This is a genomic window from Georgenia yuyongxinii (genome assembly GCF_006352065.1).
Taxonomy (GTDB): domain Bacteria; phylum Actinomycetota; class Actinomycetes; order Actinomycetales; family Actinomycetaceae; genus Georgenia; species Georgenia yuyongxinii.
The window spans coordinates 1,824,427-1,842,651 of sequence record NZ_CP040915.1 but is presented as its reverse complement, the minus strand read 5'-3'; the positions used below and the strand labels follow the sequence as shown (position 1 = coordinate 1,842,651).

Annotated in this window: 20 protein-coding genes; 4 read left to right on the top strand and 16 right to left on the bottom strand. The window is 72.0% G+C overall.

The window, feature by feature from the left end; all coding sequences use genetic code 11:
• The first annotated feature begins 239 nt into the window (after positions 1–239).
• Positions 240–863 (top strand): superoxide dismutase, encoded by a 624-nt coding sequence (locus tag FE374_RS08360; protein WP_139931473.1) that lies wholly within the window; start codon positions 240–242, stop codon positions 861–863.
• Between the two features lie 231 nt (positions 864–1,094).
• Here the strand turns inward: FE374_RS08360 and FE374_RS08355 are convergent, their stop codons facing one another.
• The 7 genes from FE374_RS08355 to FE374_RS08325 all read right to left on the bottom strand — a co-directional run bounded on the left by FE374_RS08355 (position 1,095) and on the right by FE374_RS08325 (position 8,954).
• Entirely contained in the window at positions 1,095–1,565 is a 471-nt protein-coding gene (locus FE374_RS08355; protein WP_230977225.1) for a cytochrome c oxidase subunit 4, read from the bottom strand.
• On the bottom strand, positions 1,562–3,340 hold the full coding sequence (gene ctaD / locus FE374_RS08350; protein WP_139928158.1) for an aa3-type cytochrome oxidase subunit I: 1,779 nt from the start codon (positions 3,338–3,340) through the stop codon (positions 1,562–1,564). Before ctaD ends, FE374_RS08355 begins: the two co-directional genes overlap by 4 nt.
• Positions 3,340–4,218 (bottom strand): aa3-type cytochrome oxidase subunit II, encoded by an 879-nt coding sequence (gene ctaC, locus FE374_RS08345; RefSeq protein ID WP_230978515.1) that lies wholly within the window; start codon positions 4,216–4,218, stop codon positions 3,340–3,342. The genes ctaD and ctaC overlap by 1 nt, the downstream gene beginning before the upstream one ends.
• 423 nt (positions 4,219–4,641) lie before the next feature.
• Entirely contained in the window at positions 4,642–5,619 is a 978-nt protein-coding gene (locus FE374_RS08340) for an FKBP-type peptidyl-prolyl cis-trans isomerase (protein WP_139928154.1), read from the bottom strand.
• A gap of 114 nt (positions 5,620–5,733) precedes the next feature.
• Complete coding sequence (locus tag FE374_RS08335) at positions 5,734–6,084, bottom strand: HesB/IscA family protein (protein ID WP_139928152.1); 351 nt, start codon at positions 6,082–6,084, stop codon at positions 5,734–5,736.
• A gap of 180 nt (positions 6,085–6,264) precedes the next feature.
• Entirely contained in the window at positions 6,265–7,590 is a 1,326-nt protein-coding gene (locus FE374_RS08330; RefSeq protein WP_168205631.1) for a glycerate kinase, read from the bottom strand.
• A 2-nt stretch (positions 7,591–7,592) separates the two neighbouring features.
• Complete coding sequence (locus FE374_RS08325; protein ID WP_139928148.1) at positions 7,593–8,954, bottom strand: dipeptidase; 1,362 nt, start codon at positions 8,952–8,954, stop codon at positions 7,593–7,595.
• Between the two features lie 73 nt (positions 8,955–9,027).
• Between FE374_RS08325 and FE374_RS08320 the strand changes: the two genes are divergently transcribed.
• Entirely contained in the window at positions 9,028–9,606 is a 579-nt protein-coding gene (locus FE374_RS08320) for a DUF3043 domain-containing protein (protein WP_168205630.1), read from the top strand.
• A 38-nt stretch (positions 9,607–9,644) separates the two neighbouring features.
• On the opposite strand, the gene FE374_RS08315 is transcribed toward FE374_RS08320, so the two are convergent.
• From FE374_RS08315 to FE374_RS08275, 9 genes are all read right to left on the bottom strand, one after another.
• Positions 9,645–10,682, bottom strand: coding sequence for a quinone-dependent dihydroorotate dehydrogenase (locus FE374_RS08315; RefSeq protein WP_139928144.1), 1,038 nt, complete (start codon positions 10,680–10,682; stop codon positions 9,645–9,647).
• Positions 10,683–10,751: 69 nt separating this feature from the next.
• Positions 10,752–11,273 carry a MerR family transcriptional regulator gene (locus FE374_RS08310; RefSeq protein WP_143419852.1) on the bottom strand — a complete coding sequence of 174 codons (522 nt, stop codon included), beginning with the start codon at positions 11,271–11,273 and terminating at the stop codon, positions 10,752–10,754.
• Between the two features lie 242 nt (positions 11,274–11,515).
• Complete coding sequence (locus FE374_RS08305) at positions 11,516–12,211, bottom strand: bifunctional nuclease family protein (RefSeq protein WP_139928140.1); 696 nt, start codon at positions 12,209–12,211, stop codon at positions 11,516–11,518.
• A 71-nt stretch (positions 12,212–12,282) separates the two neighbouring features.
• On the bottom strand, positions 12,283–12,951 hold the full coding sequence (gene ftsR, locus FE374_RS08300) for a transcriptional regulator FtsR (protein WP_139928138.1): 669 nt from the start codon (positions 12,949–12,951) through the stop codon (positions 12,283–12,285).
• A gap of 104 nt (positions 12,952–13,055) precedes the next feature.
• Positions 13,056–13,577, bottom strand: a complete 522-nt coding sequence (locus FE374_RS08295) for an FHA domain-containing protein (protein ID WP_139928136.1) — start codon at positions 13,575–13,577, stop codon at positions 13,056–13,058.
• A 102-nt stretch (positions 13,578–13,679) separates the two neighbouring features.
• Positions 13,680–14,498 (bottom strand): DUF881 domain-containing protein, encoded by an 819-nt coding sequence (locus tag FE374_RS08290; protein WP_139928134.1) that lies wholly within the window; start codon positions 14,496–14,498, stop codon positions 13,680–13,682.
• Between the two features lie 2 nt (positions 14,499–14,500).
• Positions 14,501–14,833, bottom strand: a complete 333-nt coding sequence (locus tag FE374_RS08285) for a small basic family protein (protein WP_139928132.1) — start codon at positions 14,831–14,833, stop codon at positions 14,501–14,503.
• Positions 14,833–15,822, bottom strand: a complete 990-nt coding sequence (locus FE374_RS08280) for a DUF881 domain-containing protein (RefSeq protein ID WP_139928130.1) — start codon at positions 15,820–15,822, stop codon at positions 14,833–14,835. The genes FE374_RS08285 and FE374_RS08280 overlap by 1 nt, the downstream gene beginning before the upstream one ends.
• On the bottom strand, positions 15,819–16,427 hold the full coding sequence (locus tag FE374_RS08275; RefSeq protein ID WP_139931471.1) for a CDP-alcohol phosphatidyltransferase family protein: 609 nt from the start codon (positions 16,425–16,427) through the stop codon (positions 15,819–15,821). The genes FE374_RS08280 and FE374_RS08275 overlap by 4 nt, the downstream gene beginning before the upstream one ends.
• Before the next feature lie 96 nt (positions 16,428–16,523).
• Between FE374_RS08275 and FE374_RS08270 the strand changes: the two genes are divergently transcribed.
• Together FE374_RS08270 and FE374_RS08265 are read left to right on the top strand one after the other, a co-directional pair.
• Positions 16,524–17,153, top strand: a complete 630-nt coding sequence (locus tag FE374_RS08270) for a DUF4126 domain-containing protein (protein WP_139928127.1) — start codon at positions 16,524–16,526, stop codon at positions 17,151–17,153.
• A 30-nt stretch (positions 17,154–17,183) separates the two neighbouring features.
• Complete coding sequence (locus FE374_RS08265) at positions 17,184–18,173, top strand: LLM class F420-dependent oxidoreductase (RefSeq protein ID WP_139931470.1); 990 nt, start codon at positions 17,184–17,186, stop codon at positions 18,171–18,173.
• Positions 18,174–18,225 lie beyond the last annotated feature (52 nt).

Genomic DNA, 18,225 nt, shown 5'->3' with positions numbered 1-18,225 from the left:
CGCGGTCCGCCTGCCGGCGCGAGAAGGGCAGGGTCGTCGACCAGTCCGCGGCGGCAGGTCCGTCCGACTGTCCACGTCTCCCGAGGTCAGGGCCCCGCGGGCGCGCTGGAGTGTGTCTCAGGCCATGGACAGGCGGGAACAGACGGCAACCGAATAGGTTGTCCCTTGTGACCGGGTTCTTCCCGGGACCACAAGCACACGGTGCCGGCATGGCACCCCACGACGCCTGGAGGACATTCATGGCTGTGTACACGCTGCCCGACCTGCCCTACGACTACGCCGCCCTCGAGCCGCACATCAGCGGCAAGATCATGGAGCTGCACCACGACAAGCACCACAAGGCGTACGTCGACGGCGCGAACGCGGCCCTAGACAAGCTCGCCGCCGCCCGTGAGTCGGGGGACCTCGCGGCCGTGAACCTGTTCGAGAAGAACCTCGCGTTCAACCTCGGCGGGCACGTCAACCACACCGTCTTCTGGAACAACCTCTCCCCCGAGGGCGGCGGAGAGCCCGAGGGCGAGCTCGCGGAGGCCATCAAGGACGGCTTCGGCGACTTCGAGAAGTTCAAGAACCACTTCACGGCCAACGCCACGTCCATCCAGGGCTCCGGCTGGTCGGTGCTGGCCTACGACTCGATCTCGAAGAAGCTCGTGATCTTCCAGCTCTTCGACCAGCAGGGCAACGTCCCGGTCGGCACGCTGCCCCTCCTCATGCTCGACATGTGGGAGCACGCGTTCTACCTCGACTACCTCAACGTCAAGGCCGACTACGTCAAGGCCTTCTGGAACATCGTGAACTGGCAGGACGTGACCGCCCGCCTCAGCCGCGCCACCCAGGCCTCGGGCCTCATCGTGCCGGCCTGACGACCTCTCGTCGGCGCGTGATGACCTCGGCGGGGCCATGATGCCCTCCAGGGACGACAAGGCCCCCAGGATGCGTCCTGGGGGCCTTGTCGTCCCTCGTGGCACACTCCTGGGCCCTTGGTCGTCCCTCAATGACGCTGGGTCCCCTCCTCGGGTTCCTGCAGCGGCCTCCTGGCACGCAGAAGGCCCCCGGACGTAAGTCCGGGGGCCTCCTTGCGCGAGGTGCGCTGCTCAGTGGGCGTGCATCCCGCGGGAGAACTCGGTGAGCTGACCGGCGACGGCGACCAGGGCGACGACGGCTCCGATGCCCGTGAGCCACCAGCCCACGCCCACGCCGAGGAAGGCGAGGGCGACGCCGGCGCCCATCACCAGCGGCCACCAGCTGTGCGGGGAGAACGTGCCGACGTCGCCGGCCCGGTCCTCGATGTCGGCGGTCGGGTTGTCCTCCGGGCGCGGGTCGATCCGCCGCGCGGTGAGCCACATGTAGCCACCGGCGAGGGCGAACATGCCACCGAGCAGGAGGAAGCTCACCACCCCGACGGGCTCCCAGTCCGAGGCCCAGCCGTAGATCACGCCGATGGGCACGAAGAAGACGACGCCGGCGCTGAGGAGCCACGCCTCGACACGCATCGGCTTGGACTGTGCCTGCTCGACATGACCGCCTGCATGCTCGTCGGCGTGGCCGACCAGTCGCTCACTCATCGCCCGGTCCCTTCGGTGTCGTCGTTACGCCGCACGCGCTCCTCGAGCACCTGCGTGCGGCCGGTGCGCTCCGCGCCGGCGTAGATGGAGTCGAGGACGTCCTGGTTCGGCTCGGCGTGGTCCAGCGCGGCGACCTCCGGGTGGTGCAGGTCGAAGGCGGGCCGCTCGGACCGGATGCGCGGCAGCGAGGTGAAGTTGTGCCGCGGGAAGGGCGACGCCGTCGCCCACTCGAGGGACTGCCCGAAGCCCCACGGGTCGTCGACGAACACGGTCCGAGGGCCGCGCTGCGTCTTGTAGACGTTGTAGAGGAACGGCAGCGTGGAGACCGCCAGGATGATCGCGCCGACCGACGACACCTGGTTGTACAGCTGGAAGCCGTCCTCGGGCATGTAGTCCGGGTACCGGCGGGGCATGCCCTGCACACCCAGCCAGTGCTGGACGAGGAACGTGCTGTGGAAGCCGAAGAAGAGCAACCAGAACTGGATCTTGCCGATCTTCTCGTCAAGCATGCGGCCGGTGAACTTCGGCCACCAGAAGTAGAAGCCCGCGTACATCGCGAACACCACGGTGCCGAAGACGACGTAGTGGAAGTGCGCGACGATGAAGTACGTGTCGTGGATCTGGAAGTCCATCGCAGGGCTCGACATGATCACACCGGTCAGCCCGCCGAACAGGAACGTCACGAGAAATCCGAGCGTGAAGAGCATCGGCGTCTCGAACGTGATCTTCCCCCGCCACATGGTGCCGACCCAGTTGAAGAACTTCACCCCGGTCGGCACCGCGATGGTCATCGTCATCAACGAGAAGAAGCTCAGCGCGACGCCGCCGGTGGTGAACATGTGGTGCGCCCACACCGTCATGGACAGGGCAGCGATCGCGATGGTGGCGAAGACCAGGCCCTTGTAGCCGAAGATCGGCTTGCGGGAGAACACCGGCACGATCTCGGAGATGATCCCGAAGAACGGCAGCGCGATGATGTAGACCTCGGGGTGCCCGAAGAACCAGAACAGGTGCTGCCACAGCAGCGCGCCGCCCGCCTCAGGGTTGTAGATCTGCCCGCCCAGCACCCGGTCGTACACCATGCCGAACAGGGCCGCCGCGAGCACCGGGAACGCCATCAGCGCCAGGATCGAGGTGATGAGGATGTTCCAGGTGAAGATCGGCATCCGGAACATCGTCATGCCCGGCGCCCGCAGCGTGACGATCGTGGCGATGAAGTTCACCGACCCGAAGATCGTGCCAAAACCGGTCATCGCCAGGCCCAGCACCCACAGGTCACCGCCCAGGCCCGGGGAGAATGTCGCGTTCGCCAGCGGCATGTACGCCGTCCAGCCGAAGCTCGCCGCCCCCTTGGGGGTGAGGAAGCCCGCGATCACGATGAGGCCACCGAAGAGGAACAGCCAGAACGCGAACATGTTCAGCCGCGGGAACGCCACATCCGGCGCGCCGATCTGCACCGGCACCAGGATGTTGCCGAACGCCACGAACAGCGGCGTCGCGAACAGCAGCATCATGATCGTGCCGTGCATCGTGAACAGCTGGTTGTACTGCTCCTTGGACTGCAGCAGCATCCCCGGCTCGAACAGCTCGGCCCGGATCAGCAGGGCCATCACACCGCCGATGCAGAAGAAGATGAACGCGGTGATCAGGTACATGTACCCGATGGTCTTGTGGTCCGTGGAGGTCATCCACGAGACGAGGGTCTTGCCGAGGCCCTGCTTGTGGGGACGCAGCCCCGGCACGACGTCCAGACCAGCCTGGGTGGTGGCCGCCATCAGTTCTGGCTCCCTTCGGTGCCGACCTCGTCGACAACGTTGTACTGGCGGTTGAGCTCGTCACCGAGGCGTCCGGTCTGCCCGGCCTGGCGGAGCTGGTCCATCTGGTCGTCGTAGGTGGCGCGATCCACCACCTCGACGTTGAACAGCATCTCGGAGTGGAACTCCCCGCACAGCTCGGCACACTTGCCGGAGTAGACGCCCTCGCGCTGCGGGGTCACCTGGAAGGTGTTCACGCGGCCTGGCAAGTTGTCGACCTTGTACAAGAACGCGGGGATCCAGAACGAGTGGGCGACGTCGCGGGACTTCACAGTGAACTCGACCGTCTCGTCCACCGGGAGGTACAGGGTGGGCAGCGTCTCCTCCACGCCCTCCTCACCGGTGAGGTTGACGCGGTGTCCCGAGAAGTAGACGTCGTCGCTGAGGTAGTTGAAGTCCCAGCTCCACTGCTTGCCGTAGACCTCGATCTCGACGTCGGGCTCGGCGGAGACGTCCTGGATGTCGCCCTGCACGCGGCTGGAGAAGAAGAACAGGGCACCGATCATCAGGATGGGCACCACGGTGTACATCAGCTCGAGCGGCACGTGGTAGCGCAGCTGCACCGGGAGCTGGTTGTCGTTCTTGCGCTTGCGGTAGGCCACGATGCACCAGATCGTCAGGCCCCACACGAGCACGCCGACGGCCAGCGCGGCGATCCACGACCCGTTCCAGAGGTCGATGATGCCGGAGGTCTGATCTGTCAGCCCTCGCTCGGAGGGCAGGAAGCCGACGTCGACACCCTTGCCCGGCTCGCTGGGAAACTGGCGCTCGGCGGCGCAGCCGGCGGCGACGAGCGCCACCGCTGCGGTGAGAGCGAGGGTGCGCGCTGGGCGCCTCACCTTGGAGAGAGACGGTGATCGCACGGGACCTGACCTTCCGACACGGTGCTGTGGTACTGGCGGACGAGGCCCAGCCGAGCGCAGCGCTCAAGCGCGCGCACGAACCCGGGACCAACGTCCTTCGTCGGTCACCCTACCGGTCCCCGGCGCCGGTTCGCGCCCGCCACGGCGGGGCTCAGGCCTCGATTTTTGACGATCCGTCAGATCCCTGCGGGCGTTTCGGCCCCTATTGTCCGCTTTACCGGACGCTCCAGCGCCGGGGCTGCTTCGGGGGTGAATGCGGCCAACGCGGCCGCTCCCGCACGACGGCGCCAGCCCGGACCTTCACCGCGCGACGCCGCCCCAACCCGTCACGGCACAACGACGCCGGCCCCGGGCCCGTCCCACAGGGGGACAGGACCGGGGCCGGTGGCGAAGCGTGGGTCAGGAGCCGGCGGGCGCGGGGACCACGGCGACGATGTCCACCACGCCGGCGATGGCCGGCGCGGCCTCCGCGCCGTCCGCGCCAGGCGCGCCGGGCTGCTGGAGCACGACACGCGAGCCGACGGGCACGCCGACGAGCTGGTCGAAGAGGCCACCCCCGCCGATCTTCACACCGTCGGTCACGCCGGTGGTCTCCCAGGTGGAGTTCGGCTGGCTGTTGTCCCACAGGTTCTCGGCGAGCTGGAGGACCAGCGTGGTCCCGGGCGTCTCGGGCACGGCCTCGCCAGTTCCAGTGGCGATGACCGTGACGCTGCCAACGGTGGGCTCCGGCGCCCCCTCCTCGACACGGACGGTGGCCGGGCCACCGAGGTCGCCCTCGACGACGACGGGCAGGTCGGGGGCCGGCTCGACCGGGGTGGCGTCCGCCTGGCCCGACGCGTCGGGGGCGATGGCGTCGACGATGTCGACGACGAAGACCAGGGTGGAGCCGCCAGGGATGCTCGGCGGGCGACCGTCGTCGCCGTACCCGAGGTCGGAGGGGATGGAGAGCAGCACCCGGTCGCCCTCGTGGGTACCGGTCAGGCCCTGCTTCCAGCCCTGGACGACGGCGTTGAGGCTGAAGCCGGTGGGGGCGCCACGCTCGAACGAGCTGTCGAAGGGCTCGTCGACGTCCCAGACCTGGCCCTTGTAGTGGGCGATGACGTAGTCGTCCGCGCCGACCTCGTCGCCGTCGCCGGACTCCACGACCTCGACCTGCAGGTCGGCGGGCGCGCCGCTGCCCGGGAAGGTGATCGTCGGGTCCTCGCCGAACCCGCCCTCGACCTGCGGCATCTCCGTGCCGGCGGGGGTGGCCTCGGCGGAGGCGGTCTCGTCGGCGCTGCCGCTCGGCTCCGGGTCGCTCTCCCCGCCCGAGCAGGCGGCGAGGGTCAGGGCGGCGGCAAGTGCCAGGGAGGTCAGGACGGTAGGGCGACGACGCACAGGTTCTCCATATCGGGGTGTCTTGGCACCCGGGGTGGCCGGGCAGCGCAACGGCCCCGTGCCGGGTGCTCCGGCGCGGGGCCGCGCGAGATCGACTGGCTCAGGCGCCGTCGGTCAGTGGAAGGAGTCGCCGCAGGCGCAGGACCCGCCGGCGTTCGGGTTGTCGATCGTGAAGCCCTGCTTCTCGATCGTGTCGGCGAAGTCGATCGTGGCGCCGTCGAGGTAGGGCACGCTCATGCGGTCCACCACGACCTCCACGCCACCGAAGTCGCGCACCGCGTCCCCGTCGAGCAGGCGCTCGTCGAAGTACAGCTGGTAGATCAGACCGGAGCAGCCACCGGGCTGCACGGCCACACGCAGGCGCAGGTCGTCCCGACCCTCCTGCTCGAGCAGGGTCTTGACCTTGTTCGATGCGACATCGGTCAGCTCCACCCCGTGGGTGGCGATCTCGGTGATCTCGCTCATTCGTCTCTCCGCTTCGTCGATGGACGGCCTCGACGGATGCAACCGTCATGGTGACGGCCGTGTTCCCGCCAGCCTACGCGCTGAGTTGCAGCCTACGTCGTTGCTGCCAGTTGTTGCACGGCCTGCGGCGTGTGGCACGACCCACGACGAAGGGCGCCGGACACGGCGTTGGCGCCACCCTCACGAGGACCAGGTGCGGGCGATCCGCGAGCCCCGGGCCGCGAGAAGCTCGGCCGGCGCGGGCGCCACGGGATGGCCCGTACCCGTCTCCCCCGCCGGGGCCGCCACGCCGGCGCGGCGCCGCTCCACCACCTCGTACGTGCCGCTGATCCCGATCTGGGCCACCTCACGACGACTCGTGTGGACCTCCTCGGCGACGGCCACGACGGGCAGGCCGCGCGCCATGGCCAGGCGCCCGACGGTGGCGGGCACCGACTCGGTCAGCGCCGCTGCGTCGAGCACCCGGCCGCCGGTGACGACGAGGTCTGCGCGGGCGACGTGCCCGGCCAGGTCGACGGCGTCCGCGACCAGCTCGGCCCCCGCCAGCGCCCGGGCCCCGAGGAGCCGCAGAAGGAACGCCGCGCCGCCGCCGGCGCCGGTGCCCGACCGGCGCGCCAACCGGGCCGGCTCGGCCGCGGCACCGTGCGCGTGGCCCGTGGCACCACCGGCCGAATGACCCTGGGCGCCGGGTGAGCGCGCAGCGACCGGTGGGCCGGGCCGGGCCGCGCCGTCCGCCAACGCCAGGCTCGGGCGCCGCGGGACGAGGCGCGCGGCGGTGCGCTCGAGCTCGGTGGTCGCGTGCCCGAGGGCGCGTTCGAGCTCCTGGGCGACGGCCGGGCCGACACCCGGATCCTGACCGAGGATGGCGCCGGCGCCGTGGAGCCCGAGGAGGGGGGCGTCGTCGGCGAGGGCCAGGACGACGTCGACCGTTCCGAGGGCGTCCCGAGCCGCCGCTAGGAGCACGTCATCGACCCGGAGGTCGGCGAGCGCGAGCCCACCTGCCTCGAGCAGGTCGTCGCGCCGGTCCCCCGCGGCGGCGGTGCCGCCCAGCACGGCGAGCAGCCCGGCTCCGGCGTCATGCACCACACCCGGTCCGAGGCCGACGACGACGCGACCGGCCCCGCTCCCCACTGCGGCGAGCAGCAGCTCACCCAGTCCGGCGGACGTGCCGGCGGTGGCGGCGCGACGCCGGTCGGCCGCCGCCACGAGGTGGGCGCCGAGCACCTGGTCGGCCTCGACGTAGGCGGTGCCCCCGCCCGGGCCGGGCACGTGGAGCACGGCAGCGGGCACCGCCACCCCGAGGGGGCCGGGAACCGTCACCGGGACGAGCGTGCCGCCCCGCGCGGCGGCGACGACGTCGAGCAGCCCGGCGGCGCCGTCGGACATGGGGACCTCGGAGACGACGTCATCGGCGGCGCTCTCCCGCCAGCCGCGCGCGAGGGCGCGGGCGGCGGCGACGGCGGTGAGGGTGCCGGAAAAACGGTCGGGGGCGAGGAGGACGTGCACGCTCAGACCTGCTTGGCCAGCCGGGCGAGCAGCAGCGCCTCGGCCAGCACCACCTTCTCCAGCTCGCCGAGGTGGACAGACTCGTCCTCGCTGTGGGCGCGCGAGTCCGGGTCCTCCACGCCGGTCACGAGGATCTTGGCCTGCGGGAAGACCTCCTGGAGCTCGGAGATGAACGGGATGGACCCGCCCACGCCGATGTCGACCGGCTCGTGACCCCAGGCCTGGTGGAACGCCCACCGGGCGCTGCGCATCTCCTCGGTGTCCTCTGTGGCGTCGAAGGCCTGGCCGCGTTCGCCCGGGGTGACCGTGACCTGGGCGCCGAAGGGTGCGTGGGCGAGCAGGTGCTCACGCAGCGCCCGCTCGGCGTCGGCCGGGTCCTGGCCGGGTGCGATACGCATCGACAGCTTCGCCCGGCTGACGGGGGCGATCGTGTTGGACGACTTGGCCACGGAGGTGGCGTCCAGCCCGATGACGGAGATCGCCGGCTTGGTCCACATGCGGGCGGCGAGCGGGCCGGTGCCGGCGAGCCGGTAGCCCTCAACCACGGAGGCGTCGGCGCGCAGCTCGTCGTGGGGATAGTCCACGGCAGCGTCGTCGCGGGAGACCAGCCCGGCGACGGCGACGGTGCCCTCGTCGTCGTGCAGGGTGGCAATGAGCCGGGCCAGCAGGGTGACGGCGTCCAGGACGGGCCCGCCGAACATGCCGGAGTGCACGGCATGGTCGAGCACCCGCACCTCCACCTCGCAGTCCACGAGCCCGCGCAGCGAGGTGGTCAGCGCCGGTATGCCGACCTTCCAGTTGCTGGAGTCGGCCACGACGATGACGTCGGCGGCGAGGCGGTCCCGGTGGGCGTGCAGGAAGGGGGTGAAGGTCGGCGAGCCGATCTCCTCCTCGCCCTCGACGAACACGGTGACGCCGACACCGAGGTCCTCGCCGAGCACGCGCAGGGCGCCCACGTGGGCCATGATCCCGGCCTTGTCGTCGGCAGCGCCGCGCCCGTACAGGCGCTCCCCGCGCTGGACCGGCTCGAAGGGGGCGGAGGTCCACCCGGCCGCCTCGCCCGGGGGCTGGACGTCGTGGTGGGCGTAGAGCAGCACGGTGGGGGCGCCGTCGGGCCCCGGTCGGTGGGCGACGACGGCGGGGCGGCCGGTCGCGCCGTCGGGTAGCTCCACCTGGAGGATGTCCACCTGGGGCAACCCGGCGCCGCGCAGGAGCTCCGCGACGGCCTCGGCGCTGGCGCGCACGTGGGCCTGGTCGAAGGCTGGCGAGGACACGCTCGGGATACGCACGAGGTCCTCGAGGTCGGCGCGCACCTGCCCGAAGGCGTCGGCGGTGCGCTGGGCGAGCTGTTCGACGGTGATCACCACCCGAGGTTACCGGCGAGCCGCCGGCTGGGCCGATACCAAGAGGTCGGCCCGGCTCGCTTATCCTGCTGGGGTGATCGGACGACGTAAGCCCACCCCTGTCGAGCCCGAGCCTCTCGAGGAGGTGCGGTCCGGCAAGGGGCGCCCGACGCCCAAGCGCCGGGAGGTCGAGGCGCAGAACCGGCGCCCGCTGGTCCCGGACGACCGCAAGGAGGCCAAGCGCCGCTCGCGGGAGCTCCGCAACGAGGCCTACACGAAGCAGCGGCAGGCGATGATCACCGGCGACGAGCGGTACCTGCCCGTGCGGGACAAGGGCCCGGTGCGCCGCTACGCCCGCGACTACGTCGACGCCCGGTGGAGCATCGCCGAGTTCTTCATGCCGGTCGCCCTGGTCATGATCGTCGTCATGCTCTTCGCGGGTTCCGTGCCGCAGCTCGCCCAGATCGTCGTGCTCGGGATGTACGGCGTGCTGCTGGTGTCCATCATCGACTCGACGATCATGGCCCAGATCCTCAAGCGCAGGCTCACCAAGAAGTTCGGCGCGAGCGCGATCGCGCCGTGGACGGCGTTCTACGCTTTCGGGCGCAGCTTTTACTGGCGCCGGCTGCGCCAGCCCAAGCCGCAGGTCAAGCGCGGCGAGTACCCGTCCTGAGCCACCGGGCGGGCTGACTCCTCGTCGCCTGCCGAGCCTCAGGCTCGGCGGGCACCCAGCGTGCGGTTGATCCGGCCGGGCCACGCGGGGCCGTGGTAGATGAAGGCGGAGTAGGCCTGCAGCAGGTCCGCGCCGGCGTCCAGCATGGCTTCGGCGTCGGCGTCGGAGGAGATCCCGCCGACGCCGATGATGACGGGCCCCTCCCCCAGCCGCGTCCGGAGACGACGCACGACAGCGAGGGCACGCTCGCGCAGCGGCTCGCCGGACAGCCCGCCGGGGCCCAGGTCGTGGGCGATGGTGGTGTTGGTGGCCACCACCCCCGTCAGGTCCAGCTCGCGAGCCAGGTCGGCGACGGCGTCGACGTCGTCGTCCGCGAGGTCGGGCGCGATCTTGACCAGCAGCGGCACGGGCCGGCCGGCGGCACGGTCGGCGGCGGTCCGGACGGCCGTGAGGATGGGGCGCAGGGTGTCCACGGCCTGCAGGTCGCGCAGTCCCGGCGTGTTCGGCGAGGAGACGTTCACCACCAGGTAGTCGGCCCAGCGGGCCACCTCTCGGGCGCTCGCCTCGTAGTCGGCGACGGCGTCGGCGAGCGGCGTGACCTTGCTCTTGCCGATGTTGGCGCCCACCACCACGGAGCGTCCGCGGCGGGTGCCGCGCAGGCGGCGCAGCTGCTCCCCCGCGGCCGCGGCGCCGCGGTTGTTGAACCCCATGCGGTTGCGGAGCGCGCGGCGCTCCACGTGTCGCCACAGCCGCGGCGCCTCGTTGCCCGGCTGGGGCAGAGCAGTGACCGTGCCCACCTCGATGAACCCGAAGCCGAGCATGTCCAGCCCCAGGACGGTGTCGGCGTCCTTGTCGAGCCCGGCGGCCAGCCCGAGCACCCCGGGAACGGGCCGTGCGAAGGGGCCACCGTCCTGGGCGGCCGGGACGGCCCGGTCCGGGCGTCGACCGAGGGTGGCGCGGACGGCGCCGGCGAGCACGGGGACGCCGCTGGCAGCGCGCATCAGCGCCATCCCCACCCGGTGGGCGCGCTCGGGATCGAGGCGCACGGCGACCGTGCGGAAGAGGAGTGGGTACACGCGGTGAGCCTACCGGCGCCCGGTGGCGCGGCGGTGCGGGCGGCAGTCGGCCACCGTCATGGGCGGCAGTCAGCCCGCGTTGCGGGCAGCACGCCGGCGGGCGAGCTCGTCCTCGACATCAGGTCCCTCGTCGTGGTGGGCCCGCTCGGTGGGCAGCTTCGCGAGGTCGCCCTCGACCTCCCGCCACACGCGGCCGACGGCGATGCCGAAGACTCCCTGACCGCCCTGGACCAGATCGATGACCTCGTCGGCGGACGTGCACTCGTAGACCGACGCGCCGTCGCTCATGAGGGTGATCTGGGCGAGGTCCTCCACGCCGCGCTCGTGCAGGTGGGTGATCGCGGTGCGGATCTGCTGGAGCGAGACACCGGTGTCGAGCAGCCGCTTGACGACCTTGAGGACGAGGATGTCGCGGAAGCTGTACAGCCGCTGGCTGCCGGAGCCCTTGGCCCCGCGGATGCTGGGCTCGACGAGGCCGGTGCGGGCCCAGTAGTCGAGCTGGCGGTAGGTGATACCGGCCGCCCTGCAGGCGGTGGGTCCGCGGTACCCGGTGTCCTGGTCGAGGTCGGGCAGCGTGTCACCGAACAGCATGCCCTGGGCGCGCTGGGGGACGCCGGGAACGGCGCCGGCCGTCGCATCAGTGCCGCTCACAGGGATCTCCGTTCGTCGCTGTTCCCTCGTCCCGCGCTGGCGCGCCATGGCCGAGGATACTGCTGAGTTGGTCGTGCGTGGTCCACGCTAGGACCCGGCCCCGGGCAGGTCAACGAGGCTGGCCGTGAGCATCGTCCGGCGTGTCGCTCGGGCGTGTCTTACCCTCAAGCGGAACTTGAGGTTCAGTGCCGCTGCGGCCCCTGGTCGGGCCCACGGGAAGAGCCGGGCTCACCGGGCTCCTCCTCGCCGGGTCCGGACTTGTCGGCCCGGTGCCGCGGGCCCTTCTCACCACCAGGCCCCTCCGGGCCACCCGCTTCCCCACCGGCGGGCGGCTCGTTCCCGCCCGGGTCCTCGAAGTCCTCGGGCTCGACGCCTTCGAGGAAGACGCGGAACTCCTCCAGCACCTCGGGCGACTCCTCGGCCCGGGCCGGAGGCGTGCCGGACGCCGCACCTGCCTCGCTGACCTCGGACGCGTCGAGGCCGGCGTCCTCCACGGGCACGCCCGCCAGTGCCAGGAGGCTCTCCTCGCACAGGACCGGGCAGTGCGCCCGCAGCGCGATCGCGATGGCGTCGGAGGGTCGCGCGTCGACCACCGCCCCGCCACCGAGCACGAGCTCGGCGTGGAAGATGCCGTGCAGCACGTGCGTGACGCGCACCTCGACCACCTTGACCCCGAGCCTGTCGAGGATGGAGACGAGCAGGTCGTGGGTCAGGGGACGCGGCGGGACGAGCCCCGCCTGCGCCGAGGCGATCGCCGCCCCCTCACGCGGACCGATGACGATCGGCAGCACGAGGTCGCCGCCGGGCTCACCGAGCACCACGACGACCTCGTTGCCGGGCACGCTGACCCGGACGCCGAGAACCACCATCTCGCGCATGGCGCAACGGTACGTCGCCGCCGGTCCCGACGCGCCCGGAACCACCGTCCCGCTCGTCCGGGTTCGCGGGGTCAGCCGAGCTGGTCGACGGCGGTGCGCAGCAGCTCGGCGTGCAGGCGCGCGTAGAGCTCGGCGAGCTCCGCCGCCTGCGCCGCGCTCCGCTCGCGCGCGGCCCCTGAGCGCTGTGCGCGCAGCGGGGCGACGACCTGGTCGATGACGTCGGCCTCCCGTTCGGCGCTCGTGCGCACAGTGCGCAGGTGCCGCGGGCTGATGCCGTGCCGGCGCAGGGCGAGGACCGCCTGCACCACCTGGACGGCGCGGCCGGGGAACCGGCCGCGGGTGTCGGCCAGGACGAGGCCCGCCTGGGCCATCTCGTCGAGCTCGGCCTCGGTGGCGCCCGTGAGCTCACAGACCTCTCGGGCGCTCACCCGGGCCCCGGTCGCCGGGGCGACCAGCTCGCCGTCGCGCGTGACCATGCGGGCGTGCGAGAGCGGCTCGACGCCGCGGCCGGCGTCCAGGTCTGCGAGCTGTTCGCGGATGATCCGCAGGGGCAGATAGCTGTCGCGCTGGGCGGTCAGGGCATACCGGATCCGCTCGGCGTCCGCGCGGGAGTACATCCTGTACCCGGAGCCGCTGCGGTGGGGTTGGACGAGCCCCTGCTCCTCCAGGAAGCGCAGCTTCGAGATCGTCACGGCGGGGAACTCAGGCTTGAGCGCGGCCAGGACCGCGCCGATGCTCATCGCGGGTTCGTGCGACACCCCTGGAGGCCATGAGGCCGCGGCCTCCGCCTCGGAGTGGGCCGCGACCGGCTCCTCGGCTGCCTGGCGCCGCTCGGTGGCGCCGCTCACCTGGCTTCCGCGCCGGCCGCGGAGGCGGCACCGCGCTGGGGACTGGGGTGGTAGGTCAGTCGGTACTTGCCGATCTGGACCTCGTCGCCGGCGCGCAGCGCGACGGAGTCGATCCGCTCTCGGTTGACGTACGTGCCGTTGAGGCTGCCGACGTCGCGGACGGCGAAGCCGCCCTCGACCGAGAGAAACTCGGCGTGCTTGCGCGACACGGTGACGTCGTCGAGGAAGATGTCCGAGCTCGGGTGACGCCCGGCCGTGGTGCGCTCGGCGTCGAGCAGGAAGCGGGCCCCGGCATTGGGGCCACGCTGGACGACCAGCAGCGCCGAGGACGGCGGCAGCGCCTCGATCGCGGCGGCGTCGTCGATACCCAGCCCCTGCGCGGCAAGCTCGGACTCGGTCTCGTGACCGATCGCGCCGAACCGGGCGGTGCTGGTGACGTCCGGGCGGCCGGGCTGCTGCTCCTCCGCGCGGTCGGGCCGGTCCTCCGGGCGGTCGGGTCGCTCCGGGGTGCTGGTCATGTGCCTGCCTCCAGGGGTTCGGGCGCGGTCAGGGGCGCGATCGGACGCCCACGGTGCTGGTCTCCACTCTAGAGGTCCGCGCACCGCACGTGCCTCTGAGCATCACCCGTCGCCGTTGGCGGGGGCGGGCGTGGCATGCTCCGGCGGCTCGAGTGGGCGTACCGAGGTGATCTCCAGGTCTTCGACCTCGTCGACGTCGGCCTCTCCGCCCGCGTTGCGAACCGCGGCAAGCGCCCCACCAGGGATACCGAGGGCCACGGCCATCGTGTCGGGGTCGCCGATCGCCACCCACTCGTAGGGCGGTGAGATGGCAACCCCGTCCACGACCACCCCATCGACGGCGTCGTCCAGGATCCAGCTGGAGGCAGTGATCCGCTGCCCCGAGAGCTCGACGGACTCGGCACCGGAGTTGCGCAGCTCCTCGAGGATGGTCACCAGCGTCTGAGCGCGGACCCCGCCCTGCGGGTCGTCGATCCTCAGGCGGATGCCGGGGCCGCGCACCGGCAGCGTGCCGGCGAGGACGCCCTGGACCCGGGCCTGCTCGGCGGCTGCCGTGGCAGCCGCCTCGCGGCTGCTGGAGCTGGAGCGGAGGTCGGAGAGATCCGACCGGAGCTGCTGCTGCTCCTCGGCCAGGTCGGCGTTGCGGCGGGTGAGCTCGTCGAGGAGGCGCACCAGGTCGTCCTGGCGCATGCCGGCCAGGGCGTCGTCGTGCGTCTGGCGCACCTGGACGACGACCCCGAAGCCGAGGGCCGCGCACAGGACGAACGCGATCAGCTGGGTGTTGTTGAGGCGCGGTGTCAGCAGGGTGCGCCAGCGCGGCGCCGCGGGTTGAGGTTCCGGCTGATCGGGCTTGTTCCGCTCCGCATCGGGCCGCCCGGCGGGTTGCCGGTCGGTGCCCTTGCTGCTGTGCTCGCCGGTCAAGGTCAAGCCTTGAAGACGTGCCGGCGGATCGCGGCGGCGTTCGAGAAGATCCGGATGCCCAGGACCACGATGACGGCGGTGGACAGCTGCGTGCCCACGCCTAGCTGGTCGCCGAGGAAGACGATGAACGCGGCGATGAGCACGTTGAAGACGAACGAGACGACGAAGACACGGTCGTTGAAGACCCCGTCCAGGCGTGCCCGGGCCGCCCCGAAGAGCGCGTCCAGGGCCGCGACCAGCGCGATGGGCAGGTACGGCTGCAGCCCGAGGGGCACGGTGGGCTCGAGCAGGAAGCCGGCCACCACCCCGATCACCAGGCCGATCACAGCCAGCATCAGCTCACCCCTCCATCAGTCGTCCCCGCACTATCCTGCCCCGACCCTGGCACACCCGGGCCCGGCGGCGCCGTTCCTGCGCCCTCCGGTGCGCCCGGTGCACCGGTCACTGGTTCGGCGAACCGCAACATGCGTGACGGGTTCCCGCCGAGGTCGAGGTCGTCGGCGGGGCGCATGGAAACCGTGATGTCGTAGGTGGTCCGCAGCACCGACAGGTGGTTGGCGGCCGCTGTGCGGGACAGCTCGGTCTGGAGGTCCACCGGGTCCCCGACGACCTCGACCACGTACGGGGAGACCACGGGCACGAGGTTGACCAGGATCGTCTGCCCGGCGGCGCGGATGGCGCTCGTCGAGCCCAGCCGCTGGCCGTCGATGGCGATCGCCTCGGCGCCGGAGGCCCACAGCGCGTTGACCAGCACCTGCAGGTCGATGTCCTGCACACGTTCGTCCTCGGTGCCCGGGGCGCCCTCCTGAGCGGCACGCGAGTCGGCCAGCTCGATCACGAGCCCCTCCCCGCGCACCCGGGTCTGGCCCGACGCGACGCCCAGCACACGGCCCCGCTCCAGGAGCTCCTCGGCCTGACCGGCCAGGGCCGCCTCCTGCAGCTGCTCGATCTCGGCGGCCGTCACGTCGTTGTCCCGGTGCAGCGCGTCGCCCTCGGCCCGGCGCTGGTCGATCTCCTCCACGAGGAGGCCGTAGGCGCTGGTGACGACCTCCTCGGCGGGGCGCAGGGCCCTCGCCGACCACACCGCGCCGGCGCCGATGACGGCGCACGCCAGCACGACGAAGCCGCGCCGCCACCAGGGCAGCGCGGACGGGGGCTCAGCACCGGCGGCGCGGGCGGCCCACGCGGTGTACCCGGCGTCCAGGGGGTTGTCGAGGACGTCACGCAGGAGGGACATCGACTCGTCGGGCCGGCGTCGCCCGCCGGGGCCCGGCGTCGGACCGGTGCCGCCCGCCGACGCGGCGCCGTCGTCGGTGGGGCTCATGCGGGGCGCGCACCGCGCTGGTCCGACCGGACGATCCGGACCACCTGGTCGACGTAGAGCACGGCGGCGAGCCAGTACAGGCCCACCCCCCACAGCGCGCTCGCCCACCCGAAGGTCCACGCCACCGTGCCGAACGTGCCCGGCACGTTGGCGAGGAGCAGCAGCGGGAAGGCGTACATGAGGGCGAAGGTGCCCGCCTTGCCCGCCAGGTGCACGGGCAGCGGCCCGTACCCGTGCCGGGTGAGGACCGGCAGCAGCGCGGCCAGGAGGACATCGCGCAGCGCGATGACGACCACGAGCCACCACGGGACCAGCTCGCGCCAGGCGAGGCCCACGAGCGTGACGAAGATGTAGAGGCGGTCCGCCGCGGGGTCGAGGAGCTGACCGAGCCGGCTCATCTGGTTGAACCGCCGGGCGATGACCCCGTCGAACCAGTCGCTCGCACCCGCGACGACGAGGACGACGAGCGCGGCGACGTCGCGCTCCGTAAAGATGAGCACCCCGAAGACGGGCACCAGCAGCAGCCGGGCGAACGAGATGGCGTTGGGGAGCGTGAGCACCCGCTCGGACGCCGTCGGGGGCGCCGGCTCGTCCCCGGTCTGCATGCTCACCGCCCCAGGTTACGCAGGCGCAACCGTTCTGCCTGGACACCGCGGCCGCGGAGCGGCGCGGCGCGCCCCGGCGCGTGGGACGCTGTGCCCGTGCTCGAGCTGCTCACCGGTTCGGGGCTGGCCATGGCCGCCGGCCTCAACGCCTACATCCCGCTCCTCGCCCTCGGCCTGCTCTCCCGGTTCACCGACGTCCTCACGCTGCCGGCCGGGTGGGGCTGGCTCGAGGGTGACATCGCGCTGGTGGTGCTGGCGGTCCTCCTCGCCGTCGAGGTGGTCGCGGACAAGATTCCGGTGCTCGACAGCATCAACGACGTGCTCCAGACCGTGGTGCGGCCCGCGTCAGGCGGTCTCGTCCTGGCTGCCGGCTCGGCCTCCCAGACCCCCGCCGTGACCGACCCGGCCACCCTGGAGGGGTGGGGCTGGGTGCCGGTGGTCCTCGGTGTCCTGCTGGCCCTGGCGACCCACACCGTCAAGAGCATCGCCCGGCCCGCGGTCAACCTCACGACGGCGGGTGCCGGCGCCCCGGTCGTCTCCACCGCCGAGGACGTCTCCGCGGTGGGCCTGGTCGTGGTCTCGCTCCTGCTCCCGGTGGTGGTGGCGGCGCTGGTGGCGGCGCTGGTCGCACTGCTGGTCCTGGCGGTCCGACGGCGGCTCACCGGGCGGCGCGAGCGCCCGCCCGGGCGGCGTCCGGCCGGGCCGGGTGGCGGGCTGGCCGGGTGACCCGCCTTTAGGCTTCCCCGCATGACACAGATGCGGTTCGGTCACTTCCTTCCCCAGGGCTGGCGCCTCGACCTCGTCGGCATCGACGACTCCCAGCACTGGCCGACCATGCGCTCCCTCGCCCGGCGTGCGGACGCCGGCGACTTCTGGGACTCGCTGTGGGTCTACGACCACTTCCACACCACTCCGCACGCCACGGAGGAGGCCACCCACGAGGCGTGGTCGCTGATGGCGGCGCTGGCCGCGATCACGGACCGCGTCCGGCTGGGGCAGATGTGCACCTGCATGAGCTACCGCAACCCGATGTACCTGGCGAAGGTCGCCGCCACCGTCGACCACATCAGCGGCGGCCGGCTGGAGATGGGCATCGGGGCCGGCTGGTACGAGCACGAGTGGCGCGCGTACGGCTACGGGTTCCCGCGGGCGGGTGAACGGCTGGCCCGGCTGCGCGAGGGCCTGGAGATCTTCGAGCAGGCGTGGCGCGACGGTGAGGTCACCTTCCACGGCGACCACTACGACGTCGACGGCGCGATCTGCCGCCCGCTGCCCCTCCAGCCCGGTGGGGTGCCGGTGTGGGTGGCCGGCGGCGGGGAGAAGGTCACGCTGCGTCTCGCCGCCAAGCACGCCCGGTACACCAACTTCGACGGCACGCTCGAGGGCTTCACCCGCAAGAGCGCGATCCTGCGCGAGCACTGCGCGGAGGTCGGCACGGACTTCGAGCAGATCACCCGCTCGGCCAACTACAACGTCACCATCGGTCGCGACGAGCGTGAGGTGGCCGAGAAGGTCGAGAGCCTCGTGGCCCGGCTGAGCCCGCACATGAGCGCCGACGACGTCGAGCGGCAGGTCCGTGGGTACAAGGACCTGCCCGCGTACGGGACGCCCGAGCAGGTCGTGGAGAAGCTGACGGCCCTGCGGGAGGCGGGCATGACCTACGGGATCTTCTACTTCCCGGACGCGGCGTACGGAACAGAGAGCATCGAGCTCTTCGAGCTCGAGGTCATCCCGGCGCTGCGGTGAGCCACAGCGCCGGCTAGCCCCGCGGGCCCGGCGCGCCGGCTAGCCCCGCGGG